At 61.9% G+C, this 23,159-nt stretch carries 21 protein-coding genes; 11 read left to right on the forward strand and 10 right to left on the reverse strand.

The window, feature by feature from the left end:
• Nucleotides 1–151: 151 nt before the first annotated feature.
• Entirely contained in the window at nucleotides 152–1,384 is a 1,233-nt protein-coding gene (gene tyrS / locus ACFIQF_RS08125) for a tyrosine--tRNA ligase (RefSeq protein ID WP_393941804.1), read from the forward strand.
• A 150-nt stretch (nucleotides 1,385–1,534) separates the two neighbouring features.
• Complete coding sequence (locus ACFIQF_RS08130; RefSeq protein WP_393941805.1) at nucleotides 1,535–2,902, forward strand: alpha/beta hydrolase family protein; 1,368 nt, start codon at nucleotides 1,535–1,537, stop codon at nucleotides 2,900–2,902.
• A gap of 154 nt (nucleotides 2,903–3,056) precedes the next feature.
• Here ACFIQF_RS08130 and ACFIQF_RS08135 read toward each other — a convergent pair whose 3' ends face one another.
• A complete protein-coding gene (locus ACFIQF_RS08135) occupies nucleotides 3,057–3,794 on the reverse strand; it encodes a GNAT family N-acetyltransferase (RefSeq protein WP_393941807.1) in 738 nt (245 codons plus the stop codon).
• 294 nt (nucleotides 3,795–4,088) lie between these two features.
• Entirely contained in the window at nucleotides 4,089–4,586 is a 498-nt protein-coding gene (locus ACFIQF_RS08140; RefSeq protein WP_393941809.1) for an Lrp/AsnC family transcriptional regulator, read from the reverse strand.
• Between the two features lie 234 nt (nucleotides 4,587–4,820).
• Between ACFIQF_RS08140 and hppD the strand changes: the two genes are divergently transcribed.
• From hppD to phhA, 3 genes are all read left to right on the forward strand, one after another.
• Nucleotides 4,821–5,945 carry a 4-hydroxyphenylpyruvate dioxygenase gene (gene hppD, locus ACFIQF_RS08145; protein WP_393941811.1) on the forward strand — a complete coding sequence of 375 codons (1,125 nt, stop codon included), beginning with the start codon at nucleotides 4,821–4,823 and terminating at the stop codon, nucleotides 5,943–5,945.
• A 117-nt stretch (nucleotides 5,946–6,062) separates the two neighbouring features.
• The gene (locus ACFIQF_RS08150; protein ID WP_393941813.1) at nucleotides 6,063–7,028 is read left to right on the forward strand and encodes a Bug family tripartite tricarboxylate transporter substrate binding protein; all 966 of its coding nucleotides are present in this window, start codon (nucleotides 6,063–6,065) and stop codon (nucleotides 7,026–7,028) included.
• A 58-nt stretch (nucleotides 7,029–7,086) separates the two neighbouring features.
• A complete protein-coding gene (gene phhA / locus ACFIQF_RS08155; protein ID WP_393941815.1) occupies nucleotides 7,087–7,938 on the forward strand; it encodes a phenylalanine 4-monooxygenase in 852 nt (283 codons plus the stop codon).
• Between the two features lie 133 nt (nucleotides 7,939–8,071).
• Here the strand turns inward: phhA and ACFIQF_RS08160 are convergent, their stop codons facing one another.
• A complete protein-coding gene (locus ACFIQF_RS08160; protein ID WP_393941817.1) occupies nucleotides 8,072–8,995 on the reverse strand; it encodes a hypothetical protein in 924 nt (307 codons plus the stop codon).
• 138 nt (nucleotides 8,996–9,133) lie between these two features.
• Here ACFIQF_RS08160 and ACFIQF_RS08165 point away from each other — a divergent pair, with 138 nt between their 5' ends.
• Nucleotides 9,134–10,084 (forward strand): MBL fold metallo-hydrolase, encoded by a 951-nt coding sequence (locus tag ACFIQF_RS08165; RefSeq protein WP_393941818.1) that lies wholly within the window; start codon nucleotides 9,134–9,136, stop codon nucleotides 10,082–10,084.
• 86 nt (nucleotides 10,085–10,170) lie between these two features.
• Here the strand turns inward: ACFIQF_RS08165 and fabB are convergent, their stop codons facing one another.
• From fabB to ACFIQF_RS08200, 7 genes are all read right to left on the reverse strand, one after another.
• Nucleotides 10,171–11,391 carry a beta-ketoacyl-ACP synthase I gene (gene fabB, locus ACFIQF_RS08170; RefSeq protein ID WP_393941820.1) on the reverse strand — a complete coding sequence of 407 codons (1,221 nt, stop codon included), beginning with the start codon at nucleotides 11,389–11,391 and terminating at the stop codon, nucleotides 10,171–10,173.
• Nucleotides 11,388–11,912, reverse strand: coding sequence for a bifunctional 3-hydroxydecanoyl-ACP dehydratase/trans-2-decenoyl-ACP isomerase (gene fabA / locus ACFIQF_RS08175; protein ID WP_431193940.1), 525 nt, complete (start codon nucleotides 11,910–11,912; stop codon nucleotides 11,388–11,390). The genes fabB and fabA overlap by 4 nt, the downstream gene beginning before the upstream one ends.
• Before the next feature lie 293 nt (nucleotides 11,913–12,205).
• Nucleotides 12,206–13,792: an apolipoprotein N-acyltransferase gene (gene lnt, locus ACFIQF_RS08180; RefSeq protein ID WP_393941821.1), complete on the reverse strand. Its 1,587-nt coding sequence runs from the start codon at nucleotides 13,790–13,792 to the stop codon at nucleotides 12,206–12,208.
• 119 nt (nucleotides 13,793–13,911) lie between these two features.
• Nucleotides 13,912–14,796 (reverse strand): CorC family transporter, encoded by an 885-nt coding sequence (locus ACFIQF_RS08185; RefSeq protein WP_393941823.1) that lies wholly within the window; start codon nucleotides 14,794–14,796, stop codon nucleotides 13,912–13,914.
• Nucleotides 14,797–15,072: 276 nt separating this feature from the next.
• Complete coding sequence (locus tag ACFIQF_RS08190) at nucleotides 15,073–16,014, reverse strand: amino acid ABC transporter substrate-binding protein (protein WP_393941824.1); 942 nt, start codon at nucleotides 16,012–16,014, stop codon at nucleotides 15,073–15,075.
• 2 nt (nucleotides 16,015–16,016) lie between these two features.
• On the reverse strand, nucleotides 16,017–17,348 hold the full coding sequence (locus ACFIQF_RS08195; protein WP_393941826.1) for a dicarboxylate/amino acid:cation symporter: 1,332 nt from the start codon (nucleotides 17,346–17,348) through the stop codon (nucleotides 16,017–16,019).
• Between the two features lie 195 nt (nucleotides 17,349–17,543).
• Nucleotides 17,544–18,086 (reverse strand): hypothetical protein, encoded by a 543-nt coding sequence (locus tag ACFIQF_RS08200; protein WP_393941827.1) that lies wholly within the window; start codon nucleotides 18,084–18,086, stop codon nucleotides 17,544–17,546.
• A gap of 305 nt (nucleotides 18,087–18,391) precedes the next feature.
• On the opposite strand from ACFIQF_RS08200, the gene ACFIQF_RS08205 reads away from it, so the two are divergent.
• The 5 genes from ACFIQF_RS08205 (at nucleotide 18,392) to ACFIQF_RS08225 (ending at nucleotide 23,097) form a co-directional block, all read left to right on the forward strand.
• Nucleotides 18,392–18,865: a rhodanese-like domain-containing protein gene (locus ACFIQF_RS08205; RefSeq protein ID WP_393941829.1), complete on the forward strand. Its 474-nt coding sequence runs from the start codon at nucleotides 18,392–18,394 to the stop codon at nucleotides 18,863–18,865.
• A gap of 21 nt (nucleotides 18,866–18,886) precedes the next feature.
• On the forward strand, nucleotides 18,887–19,816 hold the full coding sequence (gene epsC, locus ACFIQF_RS08210) for a serine O-acetyltransferase EpsC (RefSeq protein ID WP_393941830.1): 930 nt from the start codon (nucleotides 18,887–18,889) through the stop codon (nucleotides 19,814–19,816).
• Entirely contained in the window at nucleotides 19,813–20,121 is a 309-nt protein-coding gene (locus tag ACFIQF_RS08215; RefSeq protein ID WP_393941831.1) for a helix-turn-helix domain-containing protein, read from the forward strand. The genes epsC and ACFIQF_RS08215 overlap by 4 nt, the downstream gene beginning before the upstream one ends.
• Before the next feature lie 64 nt (nucleotides 20,122–20,185).
• A complete protein-coding gene (locus ACFIQF_RS08220; protein WP_393941833.1) occupies nucleotides 20,186–21,118 on the forward strand; it encodes a family 2A encapsulin nanocompartment shell protein in 933 nt (310 codons plus the stop codon).
• Nucleotides 21,119–21,132: 14 nt separating this feature from the next.
• Nucleotides 21,133–23,097, forward strand: coding sequence for a family 2A encapsulin nanocompartment cargo protein cysteine desulfurase (locus ACFIQF_RS08225; RefSeq protein WP_393941834.1), 1,965 nt, complete (start codon nucleotides 21,133–21,135; stop codon nucleotides 23,095–23,097).
• The last annotated feature ends 62 nt before the right edge of the window (nucleotides 23,098–23,159 follow it).

Here is a 23,159-nt window from a genome sequence, read left to right on the forward strand (position 1 = left end):
CAAAGGCACCAACTCACTGTCACAGAACGTAATTAGTGCGGTTTTAGGCTTATCCACGCGTCGTCTGGCAGAGGCGACTAGAATAAAACGCTGCAAGGCAAGCGACCAAGTATACCGCGTCAGGCTTTGTTGGCAACCTGAGAAACCCCATATGAATCAATCGATTGTTACAACTTACCCCGTTACCGACCGTGTACAAGAGGCATTGCAGGTGAGTCTGCGTGGGGTGGACGAGCTGCTGCCGCAGGAAGACTGGCTCAAGAAGCTGGCCAAGTCCGAGGCCACCGGCGTGCCCCTGCGCATCAAGCTCGGCCTGGACCCGACGGCGCCCGACATCCACATCGGCCACACCGTGGTGCTCAACAAGATGCGCCAGCTGCAGAACCTGGGCCATACGGTGATTTTCCTGATCGGCGACTTCACCACGCTGATCGGCGACCCTTCGGGCCGCAATAGCACGCGTCCGCCGCTGACGGCCGAGCAGATCAAGATCAATGCCGAAACCTACCGCGAGCAGGCCTACAAGGTGCTCGACCCGAGCAAGACCGAACTGCGCTACAACAGCGAATGGTGCGACCAGCTCGGCGCCCGCGGCATGATCCAGCTGTCGGCCAAGTACACCGTCGCCCGGATGATGGAGCGTAACGACTTTCACCAGCGCTTTACCGAAGGCAGCTCGATCAGCCTGCACGAGTTTTTGTACCCGCTGCTGCAGGGCTACGACTCGGTGGCGCTCAAGAGCGACCTGGAGCTGGGTGGCACCGACCAGAAGTTCAACCTGATGATGGGCCGCCACCTGCAGCAGGAATACGGCCAGGAGCCGCAATGCGTGCTGACCATGCCGCTGCTGGTGGGCCTGGACGGCGTGCACAAGATGTCCAAGTCCAAGAACAACTACATCGGTATCACCGAAGACGCCAACACCATGTTCGCCAAGGTGCTGTCGATCTCGGACGAGCTGATGTGGGACTGGTTCACTCTGCTGTCGTTCATGAGCCTGCCCGAGATCGCCGATCTCAAGCTGCAGGTCGAAGGCGGCCGCAACCCCAAAGATGCCAAGGTGCTGCTGGCCAAGGAAATCACCGCCCGCTTCCACAGTGGCGCTGCGGCCGAAGCGGCCGAACAGGATTTCATCAACCGCTCCAAGGGCGGCATTCCGGACGAAATCCCTGAGGTCTCGCTGTCGGGCGCGCCGCTGGGCATTGGCGCCTTGCTCAAGCAGGCCAACCTGGCCCCGTCCACCAGCGAAGCCAACCGCCTGATCGACGGCGGCGGCGTGCGCATCGACGGCAGCGTGGTCAGCGACAAGGGCCTCAAGCTCACGCCCGGCACCTTTGTGGTGCAAGTGGGCAAGCGCAAATTTGCCCGCGTGACGCTGGCCTGATACTGGCTTTCAGCGCCCAATCGCTCTATAAACAAGGGCCGCGTTCCTGCAAGGGGCGCGGCCCTTGGTGTTTCAGCGTATTGTTTTTAGTGCGGCAGATGCTTGCTGGGCAAGCTCTCCCATAGCAAAGGCTTGAATATGCGGCTGGGTTTGTCTTCTGCTTTTTCTTCGGCCCGCTGGCTGGCGCTGGCTGTTTGCTTGCCTGCCGGCGCCTGGGCGGCCAAGCCGCAGGCAATGGGCTGTCCGCAGCATGTGCCTGCCGATGCGCGCTGCTTTGCCGCCGTCAGCAAAGCCGGCGCACACCTGATGGCCATCTTGCCCGCAGGCTGGCAGCCCGCGCAGGGCGTGGCCGTGATGCATGCGCATGGCGGGCCGGGCTTGGGCAAAGCGTCGATCAAACGGGTGGAGGAAGATGCTACCCGCTGGGCCGTGGTGCCCAGCAGCGGCTATGCCTGGGCGGGCACCAGTTACCGGCGCGGCGGTTATGGCGTGGCCATGGCGGCGCAAGACATGGAAGACCTGCGCGCATGGTTTGTGGCGGAGTTTGGTCAGCCGCGCCGCATGTTGCTTCACGGGCAAAGCTATGGCGGCGGTGTTGCCTCCATCGCTGCCGAGCGGCGTTATGGCAGCCAGCCTGTGGATAACAAAGGCCGCACGGCTTTCGATGCCGTTTTGCTCACCAGCGCAGTGCTGGGCGGCGGCGTTGATGCTTATACGATGCGCCTCGATTTGCGGGCGGTCTACCAGTACTATTGCCGCAACCACCCGTTGCCGAGCGAGCCGCAATATCCGCTGTGGCAGGGCTTGCCGGCCGACAGCAGCCTGACGCGCGCCGAGCTGGAGCGCCGCGTAAACGATTGCACAGGCGTGGATTTGCCCGCTGGCGAGCGCAGCCAGGAGCAGAGCTTGCGCTTGAAAGCTATTCTGGCGGCGATTCCGGTGACGCAGCGCAGCCTGACGAGCCATTTGGTCTGGGGGACATTCTTGTTCCGCGACCTGACGCAAAAGCGCCTGGGCAACCGCAATCCTTTCGACAACAGCCGCACGCACTACCGCGGGCTGAGTGCCGAAAACGAAACCCGGCTGAACGCCGGCGTGCAGCGTTATGCCGCTGACCCGCAAGCGGTGGGTCAGTTGCTGGCCGACAGCCGCCCCAGCGGGCGCACCCGTTTGCCGACGCTGACGCTGCGGGGAATTTACGACCAGACCGCGTTTGTAGAGCTGGCGCATAGTTATCAACAGATTCGCGAGGCCGCAGGCACGGCGGACCAGTTGGTGCAGGTGTATACCAAGGAGCGCGGACACAGCTATTTGAGCGATCCCGAATACCGCGCTGCGCTGGCCGCATTGCTCGATTGGGTGGACCAAGGCGCCAAGCCGACGCCCAATTCGCTCGCCGAGCGCTGCGAGCAAGCCCAGGCTTTGCCGGAGGTGGCGCCCGAGAGCAACCGCGGCTGCCACATCGAGCCGGGCTACCAGCCGCAGCCGCTGGCTGCGCGTGTGCCTGGGTCGGGCTGAGGTGTTATCCACAAGCGCAGGCGGTGGTAGTGAGAAAGCACGGTTATCCACCGTACTTATCCACCATGCCGCTGCGCTGCTTGCCGACCGCGCATGAAAAAAGCTGCTGGCGCTGGTACAAGCGCCGGCAGCTTTTGATTAGGGATTGACAGGCTTACTGACCCGATTGGTGGCGGCCGTTTTGCACGTCGCGGCGCACTTCTTGCACGGTGGCCAGAAAGGCCCAGAACTGGCGTGCCTGTTTCTTGAACTGGTAATCCATCTCGCCCATATGGTCCTCCACCAGATCGGCCATGCGGGTGTCGAAACCGGCGGGCGGCAGCTTCAGATAGGCTTCGGATTCCGAGCCGTCGCGCTCCACCTTGGCGCCGGCCTTGCGGGCGATTTTCAGCATGGCCGTGTTTTCGGACAGGGCATGGATGAACAGCATCTCGACACCCTTGGTGCGTGCATCCATGGCAGCACGCTCAAACAAGCGGCTGCCCAGGCCTTTGCCGCGGCCGGATTTGAGCACCGACACGCCGAACTCGGCGCAGCTTTCCATGTTGGACGAAGCGGGCGCGTAAGCCACGTGGGCCATGGCGATCAGCTTGAGGCCGCGGTTGTACACGCCGAAGATTTCGTCGCGCTCAAAGTTGAGGTTGTCCACATAGCGCTGGATCTGCGCATCGCTGGCCGCATAGCCAAAACGCAGATAGCGGTCTTGCTCGTCGAGGCTCAGCAGGTGAGCGGCGATGCGGGAGCGGTGGCGTTCGCTGAGGGCGCGGATCGGAACCATAGAGGAAGCAGTGCGTGGCTTCTTGCCGTCCGGGGTTTGACGGCCAAAGAAGGGGAAAAAGGCCATCATGCCGTTGCTCACGGATGAGGCGAACCATTCTTTCGTCGTGATCATGTGGGGAATATAAGGGTTAACCCCTGGATTATCAATCATGCTGCGGCGCAGCATATTTCGGGCCGAAAGCTTCTCCTAAACTTACAAGGGCTATTCAAGTGCAGCACTGGCGCGGCCTGCGGGCAAGGGCTGGCGGTGCGAAATCGGCGCAAAGGGCAGTCGTTGCTGCGGATGCAGGCTATTTTTTGCCAATTGCATGCCTATTTTTTGCGCAGGATCAAACCATTCAGCCCAGGAAAACAACAGGCGCCGTTGCGCAGGCTGTCGTGCCGATGTGACAGTGCAGGCGCTGCGCTATTGGCCCGGCAGCACTGGCAACGCGGTGGTGACTTTGACGCGGTCGAGCACAAAGCTGGTTTTGCAATCCTGCACCGCCGGGTGGCGCAGCAAGGTGTCCATCACAAAGCGGCTGTAGTGCGCCATATCGGCCACCACCACGCGCAGCAGGTAGTCCATGTCGCCGGTCAGCGCCACGCATTCCACCACTTCGGGCCAGCTTTGCACGCTGGCGCGGAACAGATCGAGCGGGTTGCGCTTGCTGGCCTCGGTGAACTTTTCCAGCCGCACGTTCAGGTAAGCGGTCATCGACAGGCCCACCGATTCGGGCTTGACCAAGGCCACATAGCGCTCGATCACGCCCACTTCCTCCAGCCGTTTGACGCGGCGCAGCACGGCGCTCGATGACAGGCCGACCTGCTCGCCAATCACGTCGTAGGTTTCGCGGCCATTGAGTTGCAGGCGCTGCAGGATGGCGCGGTCCAGTTTGTCGAGTTGGTGGGAGCTGGGGTTCATGGGCAGAGGGCTATGTTGCAGTGCGGCAGCTTGAAATTTCCATATCAAGCATGATTTTTGCGCATATTAAACCATCTCTGCAATAAACATGTTTGTATGGTGAATTGTGGGCCTGAAATCGCCAAAAACATGCGGGCATTGACCGCTACAGTACGGTTTTGCACCAGCCGTGGCCCCGCGTGGCCGCCCTGGCTGCCCGAATCCGTACCGCCGCGACACAACAGGAGACTTGCGATGAACGCCAACACACCGCACCAGACGATCGAATTCACCACCTGGGACAACCCCATGGGCACCGACGGCTTCGAGTTTATCGAATATGCCGCGCCCGATCCGGTGGCGATGGGCAAGGTGTTCGAATCCATGGGTTTCAAGCCCGTGGCGCGCCACCGCCACAAGAACGTCACTCTGTACCGCCAGGGTGAGATCAACTTCATCATCAACGCCGAGCCCGACAGCTTTGCCCAGCGCTTTGCCCGCCTGCACGGCCCCAGTGTCTGCGCCATCGCTTTCCGTGTGCAAGACGCCAAGGCCGCCTACGAGCGCGCCCAAAACCTGGGCGCCTGGGGCTATGCCGGATCAGCCGGCCCGGGCGAGCTGCACATTCCTGCCATCAAGGGCATTGGCGACAGCCTGATTTACTTGGTGGACCGCTGGCGCGGCAAGAACGGCGCGCAGCCGGGCGACATTGGCAACATCGGCTTTTTTGATGTGGACTTTGAGCCGCTGCCCGGCATCAGCGCGCAAGAGGCGCTCAACCCCAAGGGTTTTGGCCTGACCTATATCGACCACCTCACGCACAACGTGCACCGTGGCCGCATGGACGAGTGGGCGGATTTTTACGAGCGCCTGTTCAACTTCCGCGAAGTGAAGTACTTCGACATTGAAGGCCAGGTCACCGGCGTCAAGAGCAAGGCCATGACCAGCCCCTGCGGCAAGATCCGTATCCCGATCAACGAAGAGGGCAAGGAAAAGGCCGGCCAGATTCAGGAATACCTGGACATGTACAACGGCGAAGGCATCCAGCACATCGCCATGGGTTCGGACAATTTGTACGACACCGTCGACCAACTGCGCGCCGGTGGCGTGCGCCTGCTGGACACCATCGACACCTATTACGAGCTGATCGACAAACGCCTGCCCGACCACGGCGAAGACGTGGCCGAGCTGAAAAAGCGCAAGATTTTGCTCGACGGCAGTGGCCGCAAATTGCTGCTGCAAATCTTCAGCGAAAACCAGCTGGGCCCGATTTTCTTCGAGTTCATCCAGCGCAAGGGCGACGACGGTTTTGGCAATGGCAATTTCAAGGCGCTGTTCGAGAGCATTGAGCTCGACCAGATGCGCCGCGGCGTGCTGTAAACGCAGCAGTAAAGACAGCCTGTGCCTATGCAAACCCGGTGTTTGTTGAATATTGATATCTGTCAATTTGACACACAGGCTCTCTATACTTTCGGGCGTTAACAATTAGGAAACATTGTGAATCGCTCTGCTCTCCTCGCTGCCTGGCTGTGCGCCAGCGCGTTTGGCGCCATGGCACAAAATGCCAGCCAGCCCCTGACCTTTGTCGTGCCGTACCCACCGGGCGGCCCGCTCGACACCTCGGCCCATTTGCTGGCCGAAGGCGCCCAGCAATCCCTGGGTGCCATCACCGTGGCCAACAAACCTGGCGCCGGTGGTGCTACCGGCGCGGCCTTGATTGCCAATGCCAAGCCGCAGGAAAACCTGGTGGTGATGGGTGCGGTGGCCACGCATGCGGTGCTGCCTTATCTGGGCACGCCGCCAGCGTATGACGCGCAAAAAGACTTCAAGCCGCTGATTTTGGTGGCACGCGTGCCCAATGTGCTGGTGATGAAGAAAGAGCGCGCCGAGCAGCTGGGCATCCACCGCACGTCGGACGTGGTGGCCTACATCAAGGCCAACCCGGGCGTGCTGAAAATGGGATCGGGCGGCAACGGCAGCATTGGCCACATCGCAGGCGAAATGCTCAAGTCGCTGGCCAATCTGCAAATGCAGAACCGCCCTTATGCGGGCGCGGCGCCTGCACAGCAGGCTTTGCTGAGCGGCGAGGTAGATCTGGTTTTTGACAACCTGGCCTCCGCCCTGCCGCTGATCAACAACGGCCAGTTGCTGGCCCTGTCGGTCACCACGCCAGACCGCAATCTGGCTTTGCCACAAGTGCCGAGCGCGAACGAGGAAGTGCCCGGTTTTGACGTAGCTACCTGGTTCGGCGTGTTTGCGCCGGCCAGCCTGCCGGACAAGGATGCGCAGCGCTATGCCCAGGCTTTCCAGACCGCGCTGACCAACCCGCAGTACCGCGCCGCTTATCGCAAGATGGGCATCGCACCGGAAGACATGCGGCTGCAGGAGCTGTCGCATTTTGTGAACCAGGAAAGCCGCAAGTTCCAGTTTTTGATCAACACCATCAAAATCAAGGCGAACTGAAGCGTCTGCGCAAGACAGGTGCCGGTTCCGCCTTGTACACAACACTCAGGAGTACAAGATGGGAAAAGCACCCGTGGTCTATGGCCAATCCGAGCGTCCGCCGCGTGGCGATTACAGCCGCGCCGCCGACGACTACACCTGCGCGCAGAACTACGCGGCCTATACCGAGGCCGATCACGACACCTACCGGCGCCTGTACGCAAGGCAAAAAGCGTTGCTGCCCGGCCTGGCGAGCCAGGCTTTTATTGATGCGCTGCCGGCCTTGGGCGCCGAAGACCGCATTCCGCGCTTTGAAGACATCAACACCCGCTTGCGCGCAGCCACCGGCTGGGAGATTGTGGCGGTGCCGGGGCTGATCCCTGAAGTGCCTTTCTTCGACTTGCTGGCCCACCGCCGTTTCCCGGTGACGGATTGGATTCGCAAGCCCGAAGAGTTCGACTACGTGGTCGAACCCGACATCTTCCACGACCTGTTCGGCCATGTTCCGCTCTTGTTCAACCCGGTGATTGCAGACTTCATCCAGGCCTATGGCCAAGGCGGTTTGCGTGCTTCGGAACTGGGCGCGGCCGAGCTGCTGGCGCGCGTGTACTGGTACACCATCGAGTTCGGCCTGATCCGCGAAGCCGGAGGCATCCGCGCCTATGGTGCCGGCATTCTGAGCAGCTCGGGCGAGCTGGCCTACAGCGTGACCAGCCCCGAGCCACAGCGCCTGCCACTGAGCCTGGAGCGCGCCATGCGCACCAGCTACAAGATCGACACCTACCAGCAAACCTATTTCGTCATCGACGATATGCAGCAACTGCTGGACTTTGCTGCGACCGATTTCGCACCGTTGTATGAGAAGCTGCGCGACCAGCCCACCTTGGCTGCCAACGCTTTACTGCCGGGTGAGGCGGTGCTGGCGGTGTGAGGCGCATCACGCGCTGTGGGAGGCAGGTACTGAGCGCTTTCTGCCACCGGCGCGTAACAGGAGCGAATGAGTAGATATTAAAAAAGCATCTGCAGCGTGGGCTGCAGATGCTTTTTGTATGGGTCAGGCCTGCTTATTCCCAGCTGACCGTGATGTTGGTGGGTTGGGTTGTACCCGTTTCTGTCGTTTGCTGCACCGACAGACCGGCAAACTTGCCGACAGCTACGCGCCAATCGTCCCAGGTCTTGAGAACGCCATCATTGCCTTGGCTTGTGTATCGCAGCCTACAGGTCTCAAAAGTGCCAAAGGAGGTGGTGACCGGCTCGCGCCCCAAGTAGGTGACGGTGTCGCGCCAAGTGCCGGTCGGTTGGGGGTTGTATGCTGCGAATTCCTCACCCTGTGCGGTGTAAGTCTGGCTGGGCTTGAGTGAGATGGGGAAGCCCCTGCCCGGTACATTGTAGGTATCGAGGACGGGGACCACGCGAATTTGGAGGTACCTGCCGTAGTCCAAAGACATGCCATTGGTGATGTTGGTGTAGCGGTTGATAAAACTGTAGCCTGAAGCAATCTCAGTCGTAACCCAAGTCTGCACAGCGGCATAGTCGTGAAAAGTCGTCAACTCTCCCACAGAGAAGTGGGTAGTGGTCTGCGGAGTGATTATGGAATAGCGGTTGCCTGCTTTTAATAGCTGCGGATTGTCAAAGCAAGCCGCGCTGTCGGGGATATCGGCACACTGCACCCGAATATTGCTGACCGCCCCGTTGGCTGTGCCGCTGCCATTGGTCACAGTGCAGCTTTGGCCGCTGGGCTGGGTGGCGACGGTGACCTCGTAAGTTTTGCCCGATTCGATCTTGTTCTTGAACGCAAAAGCGCCATTGCTGCTTGCGGCCAGTGATTCGCTGCCGTTATTGCTAAGCACCACTGATTGGCCGCTGGCGAGGCCGGCCACTTCACCGCCAATGCTGAAACTGTCGCTGCCTCCGCCACCGCAAGCAGCCAGTGCCAGAGCTGCCGTGAGCGATGTCAGAAAAATTTTTGGTGTCTGGCGCAAGCGCATGGATTTTCCTCGTAGATGGCGCACACGGCCACTGGCTATAGCTAAGTGAAATCATGTTATCGGTATCCATCGGCTTGCGCAATGCGGGGATTGCCTGCGTTACAGGGGCTTGGCGGAGGCTCTGTTACGCTGTGTGCCGTGACCTATTCACCCCCATCTTCCCCATCGGCAGGCGCTGATTTTGCAGCGCTTCCAGGCCTGCAATTCATCGAGCGCGGCTGGCTGTCGGCCAATAACACTGTGTTCACGCAAGGCACAACCGCAGTCGTCGATACCGGCTACTGCATCCATGCCGAGCAAACGCTGGCGTTGGTCGAATCGGCCTTGCAGGGCGCGCCGTTGCAGCGCATCGTCAACACCCACTTGCACAGCGACCACTGCGGCGGCAACGCCTTGCTGCAACAACACTGGCCGCAAGCGCGCACCAGCATTGCGCCCGGCGATGCGCAGGCCGTGCAGCAGTGGGATGTAGAGCGTTTGAGCTACCGCCCCACGGGTCAGGACTGCCCTCGCTTTGTGTTGGACGATGTGTTGCAGCCCGGCGGCGAGACCGTGCTGGGCTTGCAGCGCTGGCAGGTACATGCTGCGCCTGGGCACGATCCGCATTCGGTGATTCTTTTCGAGCCGCAAACGCGCACTTTGATCTCGGCCGATGCGTTGTGGGAAGCAGGCTTTGGCGTGGTTTTCCCCGAGATAGAAGGCATTGCCGCGTTCGACGAAGTGGCCGCCACGCTCGATGTCATCGAGCAACTGCAACCTGCTGTGGTGCTGCCCGGCCACGGCGGCATTTTTACCGATGTAGCCGCAGCACTGGCCACTGCGCGCCGCCGCCTCGATGGCTTTGTGCGCCACCCCGAGCGCCATGCGCTCTATGCCGCCAAGGTATTGCTCAAGTACAAGCTGCTGGAATGGCAGCAACTGCCGCTCGCCCAGGTCTACGCTTGGCTGGCTGCAACACCGTATTACGGGCTGCTGCACCAAGGGTATTTTGCCGATCAGCCGTTTGCCGATTGGTCTGCTGCGCTGGTGGCCGATCTGCAGCGCTCGGGTGCCGCGCAATTGGTGGATGGCGTGTTGTTTAATAGCTGATGACGGAAGCGCTGATGACCCCGGCAAAGAAAAAGCGCCCGTGGGCGCTTTTTCGTGTCTTGAGCAACAGGTAGAGTTTGCGCTGCTCAGGCCGCTTCCCAGCGGCGCAGCACCAGGCAGGCATTGGTGCCGCCAAAGCCGAAGCTGTTCGAGAGCACTTGCTTGAGGTCTGCCGCGCGCGATTTGGTGACCAGAGGCATGTCGCCTACAGCCGGGTCAGGCGTTTCCACATTGGCCGAGCCAGCGATAAAGCCTTTCATCAGCATGATCATGCTGTAGATGGCCTCTTGCACGCCGGTGGCACCTTGCGAGTGGCCGGTGAGCGATTTGGTGCTGGAGAACGGCGGGATCTTCTCGCCGAACACCTTGCGGATGGCGTGCAGCTCGGGCACATCGCCCACGGGCGTGGAGGTGCCGTGCGTGTTGATGTAGTCGATGGGCTCGGGCAGGCCTTCGATGGCTTGCGCCATGGCCGCCACTGCGCCTTCGCCCGAAGGCGCGACCATGTCTTCGCCATCCGAGGAGATGCCGAAGCCGACGATTTCGGCCAGGATGTTGGCGCCGCGGGCCTGGGCGTGTTCCAGGCTTTCGAGCACCAGCGCGCCACCGCCGCCAGCGATGACGAAGCCGTCGCGCTCGCTGTCGTAGGGGCGAGAGGCTTTGTCGGGCGTGTCGTTGAACTTGCTGGACATGGCACCCATGCCGTCAAACAGCATGGCCAGGCCCCAGGACAGCTCTTCGCCGCCGCCGGCAAACATCACGTCTTGCATGCCCCAGGCGATCTGCTGGGCAGCCGCGCCGATGCAGTGCGCCGAGGTGGAGCAGGCCGAGGTGATCGAGTAGTTGATGCCCTTGATCTTGAAGTTGGTCGCCAGGTTGGCCGACACGGTAGAGCCCATGCAGCGCGTGACCTGATACGGGCCCACGCGGCGGATGCCTTTTTCGCGCAGCGTGTCGGCTGCCTCGATCTGGTTGGCCGGCGAGCCGCCGCCCGAGCCCATGATGAGGCCGGTGCGTGGGTGGCTGATCTGCTCGGGCTTCAGGCCCGCTTGCTCGATGGCTTGCTGCAGCGAAATTTGCGCGTACGCCGCAGCATCGCCCATGAAACGCAGTTGCTTGCGGTCGATCAGCTCTTCCACCTTGATTTGCGGAATGCCGGCGACCTGGCTGCGCAAGCCCAGTTCTTTGAACACTGGCATGTGCTGAATCCCGGAGCGGCCTTCGCGCAGCGAAGTCTCCACGGCATCCAGACCCACACCGATACAGGAGACGATACCGGCCCCTGTAATTACCACCCTACGCTTCATGCTGCGTTTTCCTTGCCGTCACCCTCGCGCAGGAACAAGCCCACGCGCAGATCGTTGGCTACATAGATTTCTTTGCCATCGGCCAGCAGGCGGGCATCGCCGATGGCCATGTTCAGTTTGCGCTTGATCACACGCTTGATGTCGATCTCGTACGTGACCAGCTTCACATCGGGGCCCACTTCGCCGGTGAACTTCACCTCGCCCGCACCGAGCGCGCGGCCACGGCCGGGCAGGCGCAGCCAGGTCAGGTAAAAGCCGATCAGCTGCCACATGGCGTCCAGGCCCAGGCAGCCAGGCATCACCGGGTCACCTTGGAAGTGGCATTGGAAGAACCACAGATCGGGGTTCACATCCAGCTCGGCCACAATCTTTCCCAGTCCGTGTGCGCCGCCGTTCTCGTCAATATGGGTGATGCGATCGAACATCAGCATCGGCGGCAGTGGCAGGCGGCCACTTTCAGGGGTAAACAACTTGCCTTCACCGGAGGCGATGAGTTGCTCGTAGGAAAAAGATTCAGCCATTGTCAGTCCAGGTCCAGGGGGCGGTCATCCGCCGCTTTTCTCTCACGGCAGCAAAAACACCGCCATGCGCAACCATGCATTATCCAGCTTTATCGTGCAAATGCAGCGACACATAGCCGTTGGCCTTGCTGTGCTTTGTCGAAAAAATACGTGTGTTGGCCGATTTTTACCAGATTTTGCACCGCGCCCCGTGCGCAATCCAACCGGGGCTGCGAGGCTGGCCATGGCAGCCTGCGGTTGCGAACTGCTGCCATCATGCGCTAACTGTCAGGCCGTGGCCGCCTCGGGGTTAATCAGCGTTGGCGGCGGGTGAGCAGGGCTCCCACCAGCAGCAACAGGCCCAGCGCCCACAGCGGCCACAGGCCAAAGCGGCCCGCCCATTGCGCAAAAAGCGTCGGTGCAGCATCCACGCCTTGCACCTGGGCCTGCAACACGCCGCGGCTTTGATGCGGCAAGGCTTTTTCCACCTGACCGCGGTGGTTGATGATGGCGGTGGCTCCGGTATTGGTGGCGCGGATCATCGGGCGTGCCAGCTCCAGGCTGCGCATGCGGCTGATCTGCAGGTGCTGGTCGATCGCGATCGAGTTGCCGAACCAGGCAATATTGCTGGCGTTGACCAGAATGGTGGGCGCCTGGCTGGCGTCGACAAAGCGGGCCGCCAGCTCTTCGCCAAACAAGTCTTCGTAGCAGATATTGGGTGCCCAGCGCTCGCCCGCCCAGCTGAGCGAGGCCTGGTTCATGCCGCCCCGGCTGAAATCGCCCAGCGGAATCTGCATCAAATCGGTGAACCAGCGGAACAGCGGCGGAATGAACTCGCCAAATGGCACCAAATGGTGCTTGTCATAGCGGTAATCGGCTTGGCCGGGCACCAGGCCGACCATGGAGTTGGTGTAGCCGAGCGTGAAGTTGCCCAGCGGCACGCCAATCAGCGCCGCCTGCTGGCCGCTGGCAAAGCGTTGTTGCAGTGCTTCCCAGTAGCCGATTGGGGCTTGTTGCAGCAGCACGGGGATGGCGGTTTCCGGCGCGATCACCATATCAGCCTGGCTGGCCCGCATTTGTTCGCTGTACCAGGCCAGCGCCTGGGGTATGCCCGAGCTGGGTTGGAACTTCTCGCCTTGCGAAATATTGCCTTGCAGCAGTTCAACCGACACGGGCTTGCGTGCCGTAGCGCTATCTTCGGCCACCAGCGGCTGGGTTGCCAGCAGCCATCCGCCAACGACCGCAACAGCCACCATGGCATAGCTGTGCCACTGGCGCCAATCGCGTGCTCGCCAGCCGCCGAGCAGCAAGGCGACTGCGCTGGCGACAAAGCCGATGCCGTACACGCCCACCCATGGCGCCAGTGCAGCCAGTGGCCCTTCGGTGTGGGCGTAACCGCCAGCGCCCCAGGGGAAACCGGTCCACCATTCGCCACGGGCCAGTTCGGCCAGCAGCCAAAGCGCGGCAAACAAGAGCACAGAACGAGGCAGGCATTGGCCTCGGTAGGCGACGAACAGACCGCAAGCGGCCGCGTAATAACTGGCCAGAAAAGCGGCCAGGGCCAGCACGGCCAGCACGGCCAGTGGTGCCGCGAGGCCGCCATAGATGTGCATCGATATGAACAGCCACCAGAACGTGGCGCACAGCCAGGCAGTGGCAAAACCCCAGCCCAGCGACACGCCATGCCAGGCGCGTTGCACGCGCGTCAGCAGCGCGGGCAGGGCGGCCAGAGACAAAATCTGCAGCCACCACAGCGGCTGGCCGTACCAAGTTTCGTACCCGTCCAAACGCCAAGGCCAAGCCAGCGACCAGGCCTGCAGCACGCCAGCGATGACGGCGAGCAGCAGCAAATGCCACGGAAAGCGGCGGGGTGGCTCATACAGCGAAAAGGATGCGGGCACGGTGTACGTCTTGTTGTGGTGCTTCAAAAACAAAAACGGCAGCGACGTCGCCGTCTGCTGCCGCCTTGCGCACTATACGCGATCAGGTGCTCGGGCGTAGCGCCCCTTGCATCTGTGGGTTACGCGTCTGCTGCCGGGTCCGAGACCGGTGCGGCCCGCTGCACGCGGAACCAGCGCACGGCGCCGCCCTTGGTCAGCAGCACCTCGAAGTGCAGGCCGCCGAGCATGATGTGCTCGCCGCGTTTGGGCACATGGCCCAGTTCGTGGGCGATCAGGCCGCCGATGGTTTCGAAGGATTCGTCCGGGTCGCTGCCTTCCAGCGCCACCTTGAACTCCTCGGCCACGCGCTCCACGGGCGTGTCGCCCGAGATGCGGTAGGTGTCGTCGGCCAGCGCGAAGATGTCGCCTTCTTCCTCGGGCAGGTCGAACTCGTCCTCGATCTCGCCGACGATCTGTTCGAGCACGTCTTCAATCGTCACCAAACCGGCTACGCGGCCGAACTCGTCGATCACGATGGCCAGGTGGTTACGGTTGCCTCGGAACTCGCGCAGCAGATCGTTCAGGCCCTTGCTCTCGGGCACGAACACGGCCGGGCGCAGCAGGGCGCGGATATTGAGCTGGGGGGAGCGCTGGAGTTTGAGCAGATCCTTGGCCATCAGGATGCCAATGATGTTCTCCTGCTCGCCGTGGAACACCGGAAAGCGCGAGTGCGCGGTGTTGATGACGGTGTGCAGCACCGTCTCGTAATCGGATTCGATGTCCACCAGATCCATGCGTGGCGCGGCAACCATGACGTCGCCGGCGGTCATGTCTTCCATCCGGATCACGCGCTCCAGCATGACGCGCGAATCGGCATTGATCACATCGTTGTTTTCGGCTTCGGCCAGGGTTTCGATCAACTCGTCGGGCGAGTCTGGCGCCGGGTGGATAAATTCAACAACCTTTTGCAAAAAGGTTTTTTTGTCTTCCTTGTCGGGGAATCGCGAAGGATGCGGGTCTGACACTGTCTTGGAATGCAGGACGTGCGGTAGTGGAACAAGCGCCCAGCATAACGGATTGCGCATTTCCTCTGATTTCGCTGCTGATTTTTTCAGCTGCAAATTTTGCTGGTTATTTAGCCTGTCAGCTATTTGTGAGCTTGGATTGAATCGTCAAAAATAATAGCAAACTACGGGAAACCGATAGTCCAGCCAGCGGCGCAGGCGGCTGCGCCTTGGGGTTTGGCGCAGGGCTTGCGCAGCGGCTGTACCCGCGCTGAAATGTCTGCTGCGCAGCCCCGCCTATTCGGTCTGGGTGGCGGCCAGGCTTTCCAGAATGATCTGCAACTGCGGGCTCATCGGCAGGTTCAGCGTCTGGCCGCTGGGCAGCTTGCGCAAAAACCAGCGGCGGTATTGGCGCTCGATCTCGCCATCGGCGGCCAAGGCCTGGAAGCTCTCAGTCACCAGCTTGGCCAGGGCCGGGTCGTCTTTGCGGAACATCAGCCCATAAGGGTCGTACGACAGAAAATCGCCCACCACGGCGTATTGTTCGCGCCCGGCCGGTGTTTGCGCGATAAAGCCGTACAGCAGCACATCGTCGGTGGCAAAGGCCTCGGCCGCGCCGCTTGCCACTTGGGCAAAGGATTCGGCGTGGTCGCGCATGGGCGTGATCTGCAGGTTCAGCTGCAAGCGCTCGGAGAGCTCGCGCAGGGTTTTCTCATTGGTGGTGCCACTGGTGACGGCCACTTTTTTGCCGGCCAGCGCGGTGTAGTCGCGCACGGCCGAGCTCTTTTTGACCAGCAGCTTGGTGCCCGAGACAAAGAATGTGGGCGAGAAAGCCACCGTCTGCTGGCGCTCCTTGTTGCTGGTGGTGGAGCCGCATTCCAGATCGGCCTGGCCGCTGGTGATGGCGGCAAAGCGCGTGGCCGAGGTGACGGGCACCCAGCGAATGCTCAGCGGCTTGTGCACTGCCACTTCCATCGCGTGCACGATGGCTTTGCACAGCTCGATCGAGTAGCCGATGGGTTTACCGCGCGCATCGAGGTAAGAGAACGGCACCGAACTCTCGCGGTAGGCCAGGGCGACCTCGCCTTTCTGGTGAATTTGTGCCAAGGTGCCAGTCAGCGCAACCGGGGCCATGGCGTTGCTTTGCGCCATGGCTGCCAATGGCAGCATGGTGCAGAGCAAGCCGCCGCGCAAGGCTTGTTGCCAAGCCTTTTGCAAAGGAGCGAGGGCGGCGCGCATGGTCAGCCCACATCCGGTGTTTTCAGGGGCTGCGCTTCCAGCGCGGCTTCGGCGTCGAGCTTTTTCGTCAGTTCGGCGGCATCGGCTTCAGACAACAACTCGCCCTCCCACTTGGCCACTACCGCCGAGGCAATGGAGTTGCCGACCGCATTCGTGGCCGAGCGCCCCATGTCGAGGAAAGTGTCCACGCCCAGAATCAGCAGCAGGCCGGCTTCGGGAATATTGAACTGGTTGAGCGTGGCTGCAATCACCACCAGCGAGGCGCGCGGCACGCCCGCCATGCCTTTGGAGGTGAGCATCAGAATCAACAGCATGGTGATCTGGGTCGACATCGGCAGGTGAATGTCGTAGGCCTGCGCGATGAACAGCGTGGCGAAGGTGCAGTACATCATCGAGCCGTCGAGGTTGAACGAGTAACCCATGGGCATGACAAAGCTGCTGATCTTGCGTTTGACGCCAAAGCGGTCGAGCGCGCTCAAAATCTTGGGGTAGGCGGCCTCCGAGCTGGCGGTGGCAAAAGAGAGCATGAAGGCTTCCTTGATCAGCACAATCAGCTTGAAGATGCGCGGCCCCAGGAAGACGAAACCCGCACCCACCAGCAACGCCCACAGCAGGAACAGGCCCAGGTAGAAATCGCCCATGAAAACGGCGAATTTCAGCAAAATGCCCAGCCCGTTGACGGCAATGGTGGCGGCCATGGCGGCCAGCACGGCCAGGGGCGCCAGCTTCATGACATAGCCGGTGATCTTCAGCATCACGTGGGAGAGCTCGTCAATCGCGGCCACCAGGGTTTTGCCTTTTTCGCCCAGGGCCGACAGGGCCACGCCAAAGAACATGGAGAACACCACGATCTGCAAAATCTCGTTGTTGGCCATGGCCTCGGCGAACGATTTGGGAATCAGGTGGTTGACGAACTCCTTGAGCGTGAACTTGCCGGTGGCCAGGTTCGCCGAGGCGCCAATATCAGGCAGCGGCAACCCCAGGTTGTGGCCGGGCTGCAGCAAATTGGCCAGCACCAGGCCCAGCACCAGCGACACCAGCGAGGCGGTGACAAACCAGGCCATGGCCTTGAGAAACACGCGCCCCACCGACGCTGCATCGCCCATGTGCGCAATGCCCACCACCAAGGTGGAGAACACCAGCGGGCCGATCAGCATCTTGATCAGCCGCAGGAACACGTCGGAGATGATGGAGATATAGCCCGCTACCTCTTTGGCGGCCCCTTTATCGGGGAACTCGACGTAGATCAGGTAGCCGATCAGGATGCCGAGCACCATGGCGCCCAGGATCAGGAAGGCGGTCGGAATCCGCTTTTTTGCGCTTGTTGCAGCCATGGTGCAGGTCCTTTGTCATTGCTATTGGTTGTTGTAAAGGCATAGCTGTTGACATCGTCCAAGGGCCGCCACGGCTTGTCCACCTTGGTTTTTACCTAGTTCGCCCCGCTGGCGTAAAACTTGTCAATGGTTGACAAAGTGCAGCGGCGCAGTGGGCCTGTGCCGCTGCTGGCCGTAAGCGGGCGTTGTTTGGGTTTAGGCCGGCTTGTCTTCCTCGTCATCCTGCGGCAAGGTCGCAAAGCTGAGGCCGCCGAGCATCAGCATCACCAGGGCAAACAGGTAGACCGCATTGGCAATACCCAGGCTCAGGCTGTAGCCCCAGGTGATCAAGGTGCACCAGTTGCTGTCGCCATACAGAGCTGCGCACTGCGTTTGTGACGGCATGTTGGCGTACCAAAGCACGGCCACCAGGGCAAAACCCAGCGCCGCCAGGGCGCCCAGCCAATTGCGGTGAAAGCGCAGCATCAGCAAAAACGACACCGGCACCAGGCTGCCCCAGACAAACATCATCAGCCAACTCGCCATGGGCGCTTGGGCCAGCCACTGTGCCAGCGCTTGCCACTGCATGCGGGGCTGGACCAGGTCGAGAGCCTCGCGCACCAAGGGCAAGGCGAGTGCCGCAATGGCGATGCACAGCAACAACACGCCCAGGCAGGCGCGTTTGGCGGTGACATGGTGGTGAGAAGGTGTTGCGCCGGCTGCGTGCTCAAACGCTTGCGCATGGGTGGTGTAAGCCATGGTGCATCTCCTTGTCGGACTGCACGGCCGGGCCGCAACGCTGGCGGCTGGCAAGGCAGCCCTGGTTGTTGCACTGTCTGTGCCTCACTGGCATAGCGCAGTGCGGAAACGCAAGCCGCAGGGGGCGGCCTACGTGCTGGAAATAGTAGACCGATTTCCCGCGTTTGACCAGCCGGCGCGGGTCACTCAGGCAGGCTTGCATATGCAAAAACTGTATTTGCAAGCGCATTTTTATTCGTTTTCTGCCGCAGCCGGCCCGCCTAAATTGGTGGCTATACCCACCAGACATTGAGAAGGTCGTATTCATGAGCACCACCGAAATCACTCTGCCCGCCGTGTTGGACGCGGCCTGGCAATACGCGCAACTGCAGGAGCTGGGCTATGCCGGCGGCGTCTCGCCAGCGCAGGCCTGGGAGCTGGTGCAAGCCGGCGAGGCAGTGCTGGTAGATGTGCGCTCGGCCGAAGAGCGCAAGTTTGTCGGCCATGTGCCGGGCAGCGTGCATGTGCCTTGGGCCACCGGTACAGCGCTCACTCGCAACCCGCGCTTTGTGCGCGAGCTCGAGGCCAAGCTCGCCCCGCAAGGCGGCAAAGAGGCCGTGGCGCTGCTGCTGTGCCGCAGTGGCAAGCGCTCGGTGCTGGCCGCGCAGGCGGCGACGGCGGCCGGATTTACCCATGTCTTCAATGTGCTGGAAGGCTTTGAAGGCGAGATCGACGCCGCCCAGCGCCGCGGTGGCAGCGACGGCTGGCGCTTTCGGCAACTGCCATGGATTCAAGACTGAACACCGCACCAGGAGTTGGCGATGAGCACCACTTTCCCCATCCAACAAGTGACGGCCGAGCTGGCCGAACAGCGCCGCCTGTGGCGCGAGGCGCACCAGCGCTCGCACGAAGCGGGCGGGCGCGAGTTCCCCTCACGCGACGCTTTGGCCCAGGCCTTGCAACTGCTCAAGGGCGTGCTTTTTCCCATGCGGCTGGGCCCGCAGGATTTGCTGCAAGAGAGCGAAAATTTTTACGTGGCCCACGCGTTGGACACGGCCTTGCACCAGCTGCAAACGCAGATAGCGCTGGAACTGCGCTACACCCAGCGCACGCCCAATGGCGTGGATGAGCGCGCGCTGGCGCTGACCCAGCAATTTGCCTTGGCACTGCCCGGCATTCGCCGCTTGCTCGATACCGATGTGCAAGCCGCTTACGAGGGCGATCCGGCAGCGCGCACGGTAGACGAAGTATTGCTCTGCTACCCCGGCGTGCTGGCGCTCATCCACCACCGCATTGCGCACCAGTTGTACAGCTTGCAACTGCCATTGCTGGCGCGCATTGTGGCCGAGCTGGCGCACAGCGAAACCGGCATCGACATCCATCCCGGCGCGCAGATTGGCGAAGGCTTTTTCATCGACCACGGCACCGGCGTCGTAATTGGTGAAACCTCGGTGATCGGCCGCAAGGTGCGCATCTACCAGGCCGTCACCTTGGGCGCCAAACGCTTTGTGCAAGACGCGCACGGCCATCTGCAAAAAGGGCTCGCACGCCACCCGGTGGTGGAAGACGGCGTGGTGATCTATGCCGGCGCCACCATCCTGGGCCGCGTTACCTTGGGCGCTGGTGCAGTGATTGGCGGCAACGTCTGGCTCACGCAAAGCGTGCCGCCCGGGGCCAGCGTTACCCAAGCCTCCTTGCAGGCGGCAGCCACGCCGGTGCCCAGCAAAACCGTGGCGGAGGTGGCGCTATGAGCGGCTTCTCCAACCACTTTGGCCTGGCCGTGCGCCAGTCGCGCGAGGCGCTGGGCTGGTCGCAAGAGCAACTGGCAGCGCGGGCCGATCTGAACCGCTCCTACGTCGGCGAGGTAGAGCGCGGCCAGGTAGCAGTGTCGCTGCCCACCATTGGCAAGCTGGCGCAGGCTTTGCAGGTGCCGCAATCCACGCTGGTGCTGCGCGGCGAAGTGCTGTGGCAGCGCTACACCGAGCGCGCTGCGCAGATGCAACAAATACAACAAGCCTTGCAGCAGGGGCGCGGCTTGGCGGCGATAGGCGGTTGAGCGCCAAGGCCCGCGCGGCCAAAAATTTCTGCTTATCACAACCACTTTCAGCACCGGAGTTTTTATGACAGCAAATGTTGGCGGCACCACCGCCTTGGGCGATATCGCCGCACGGCAGTTGGCCAATGCGACCAAGACCGTTCCCCAGCTCTCGACCATCAGCCCGCGCTGGCTCACGCACCTGCTGCAGTGGACGCCGGTAGAGGCCGGCATCTACCGCCTCAACCAGGTGAAGAACCCTGAGGCCATCAAGGTGGCTTGCACCGCCAAGGAGCACGAGAACCAGCTGCCGCGCACCTATGTCGAGTACGAGGAAAACCCGCGCGAGTTCTACCTGAACGCGGTGAGCACCGTGCTCGATGTGCACACGCGTATTTCCGATCTGTACAGCAGCCCGCACGACCAGATCAAAGAGCAGCTGCGCCTGACCATCGAAACCATCAAGGAGAACCAGGAGAGCGAGCTCATCAACAACCCCGAATACGGCTTGCTGGCGCAGGTGGCGGACGAGCAGCGCATTTTCCCGCTGACCGGCGCGCCCACGCCCGACGATCTGGACGAGCTGCTCACCAAGGTTTGGAAAGAGCCGGCCTTTTTCCTGGCGCACCCGCTGGCGATTGCTGCCTTTGGCCGCGAAGCCACGCGCCGTGGCACGCCGCCGCCCACCATCAGCCTGTTTGGCAGCCAGTTCATCACCTGGCGCGGCATCCCGCTGATCCCATCGGACAAAGTGCCGGTGGCCGATGGCAAAAGCAAGATCATCTTGCTGCGCGTGGGCGACAAGCGCCAAGGCGTGGTCGGCCTGTTCCAACCCGGGCTGCCGGGCGAGCAAGGGCCGGGCTTGTCGGTGCGCTTCATGGGTATCAACAACCATGCGATTGCCTCGTACCTGATATCTCTTTACTGCTCGCTGGCGGTGCTCACGCCCGATGCGCTGGCCGTGCTGGACGACGTGGAAATCAACAAATACCACGACTACCCCGACACCTACAAATAAGCGAAAAGGCCGCCATGGTTTCCACCGTCACTGGCGCGCCGGACCTGCCGGCCGCGCCCATCTCCCCCGATGTGCTGGCCCAGCTGGCCAGCGCATTGTTCAACGAGCGACCGGGCTCCGGCTCGGTGCCTCCGGGCGTGCAAGCGCCCGTCAATATTGCGCCGCCAGGCTCGCCCCTGGTCAGCCCTGCGGGCCTGGGGCCGAGTGTGCCGGGCACGCCCATCCCGCAAGGCGTGGCGCCGGGTGCCAATCTGTTGCCAGCATCGCCCACGCCGGTTTTGTCGCTGGCTAACCGGGCGCCTGCCTTGCTGCCGCACGCGCAAGCGGGCAATGGTGTAGCAGACACTGTGCTGAGCAATTTGCCCGCGTACGAGCCGCGTTTGGGCAGCGTTGTGCAAGGCGTGCCGCAAGCAGCGCCAGCGCAAGCACAAACCGAGCACCATGCGCCCGCCGATGGCGCCAGCAGCTACTATTTTTTGCAGCAGCAAGCCCCAGCTTCTGTGCCGGATGACAGTTTGCAGGCCTTGGCGCAGCAAGCGCGTGCAGGCGCGCCAAGCACAGGTTTGGACGGTATTGATTTGCGTGGACCGCGAGGTGTGGATGCAGCGCAGCCAGCACCTGCTGCGCCAGCCGCATCGTCTGCGCCACAGTTCTATTTTGTCGATGCAGTGCGCTTGCCGAGCGGCTACGTCACGCCCGCCAAGCCGCACCCGCATGGCGAGCCAGCCAACGCGCAGCAGGCGCAAGCCGACCGCCATCCGGCGTTTGACGTGCAGGCAGTGAGACGCGATTTCCCGATTCTGCAAGAGCGCATCAACGGCAAACAGTTGGTGTGGCTGGACAACGCCGCCACCACGCACAAGCCGCGCCAGGTGATAGAGCGCATCAGCTATTTCTACGAGCACGAAAACTCCAACATCCACCGCGCTGCACACACGCTGGCCGCGCGTGCGACCGATGCTTACGAGCATGCGCGTGAGGTGGTGCGCCGCTTCATCAACGCGCCCGATGTGAACGAGGTGATTTTTGTGCGTGGCACCACCGAGGCCATCAACCTGGTGGCCAAAAGCTGGGGCGGGCAGAACGTGGGCGAGGGCGACGAGATCATCGTCAGCCACCTGGAGCACCACGCCAACATCGTGCCCTGGCAACAACTGGCGCAAGCCAAAGGTGCCAAGCTGCGGGTGATTCCGGTCGATGACCAAGGCCAGATCCGCCTGGACGAATACCAGAAGCTCATCAACGACCGCACCAAGATCGTCGCCATCGGCCATGTGTCGAACGTGCTCGGCACGGTGGTGCCGGTCAAGCAGGTCGTCGAGATCGCCAAGCGCCGTGGCATTACCACCTTGGTCGATGGCGCGCAGTCCATTGCGCACACGCCGGTCGATGTGCAAGACATTGGCGCGGATTTCTTCGTCTTCTCGGGCCACAAGATTTTTGCGCCTACTGGCATTGGCGCGCTCTGGGGCCGCCGCGAAGTGCTGGAAGCCATGCCGCCCTGGCAAGGCGGCGGCAACATGATTGCCGATGTGACCATCGAGAAAACCGTATTCCAGCCCTTGCCCAACACCTTTGAAGCGGGCACTGGCAATATTGCCGACGCGGTGGGTTTGGGTGCAGCGCTGGAATACGTGGAGCGCATCGGCATCGAGAACATCAGCCGCTACGAACACGCCTTGGTGGATTACGGCATGCAGCAACTGGCCACGATTCCGGGTCTGCGCTTGATTGGCACCGTGCCGGGCAAGGCCAGCGTTTTGTCTTTCACGCTGCAAGGCTATACGACGGACGAAGTGGGCAAAGCGCTGAACGCCGAAGGCATTGCCGTGCGCACCGGCCACCATTGCGCGCAGCCGATTCTGCGCCGCTTCGGTGTGGAAACTGCCGTGCGCCCGTCGCTCGCCTTCTACAACACCTTCGACGAGATCGACCTGCTGGTGCGCGAAGTGCGCAAGCTGGCAGCGCAGCGGCGCTGAACGCCTGAACCGGGCTTGCCATGCAAAAGCGCCAGAGATGTTGTGTCTCTGGCGCTTTATTG

Source organism: Comamonas trifloxystrobinivorans (assembly GCF_043359985.1).
Lineage (GTDB): Bacteria > Pseudomonadota > Gammaproteobacteria > Burkholderiales > Burkholderiaceae_C > Comamonas > Comamonas trifloxystrobinivorans.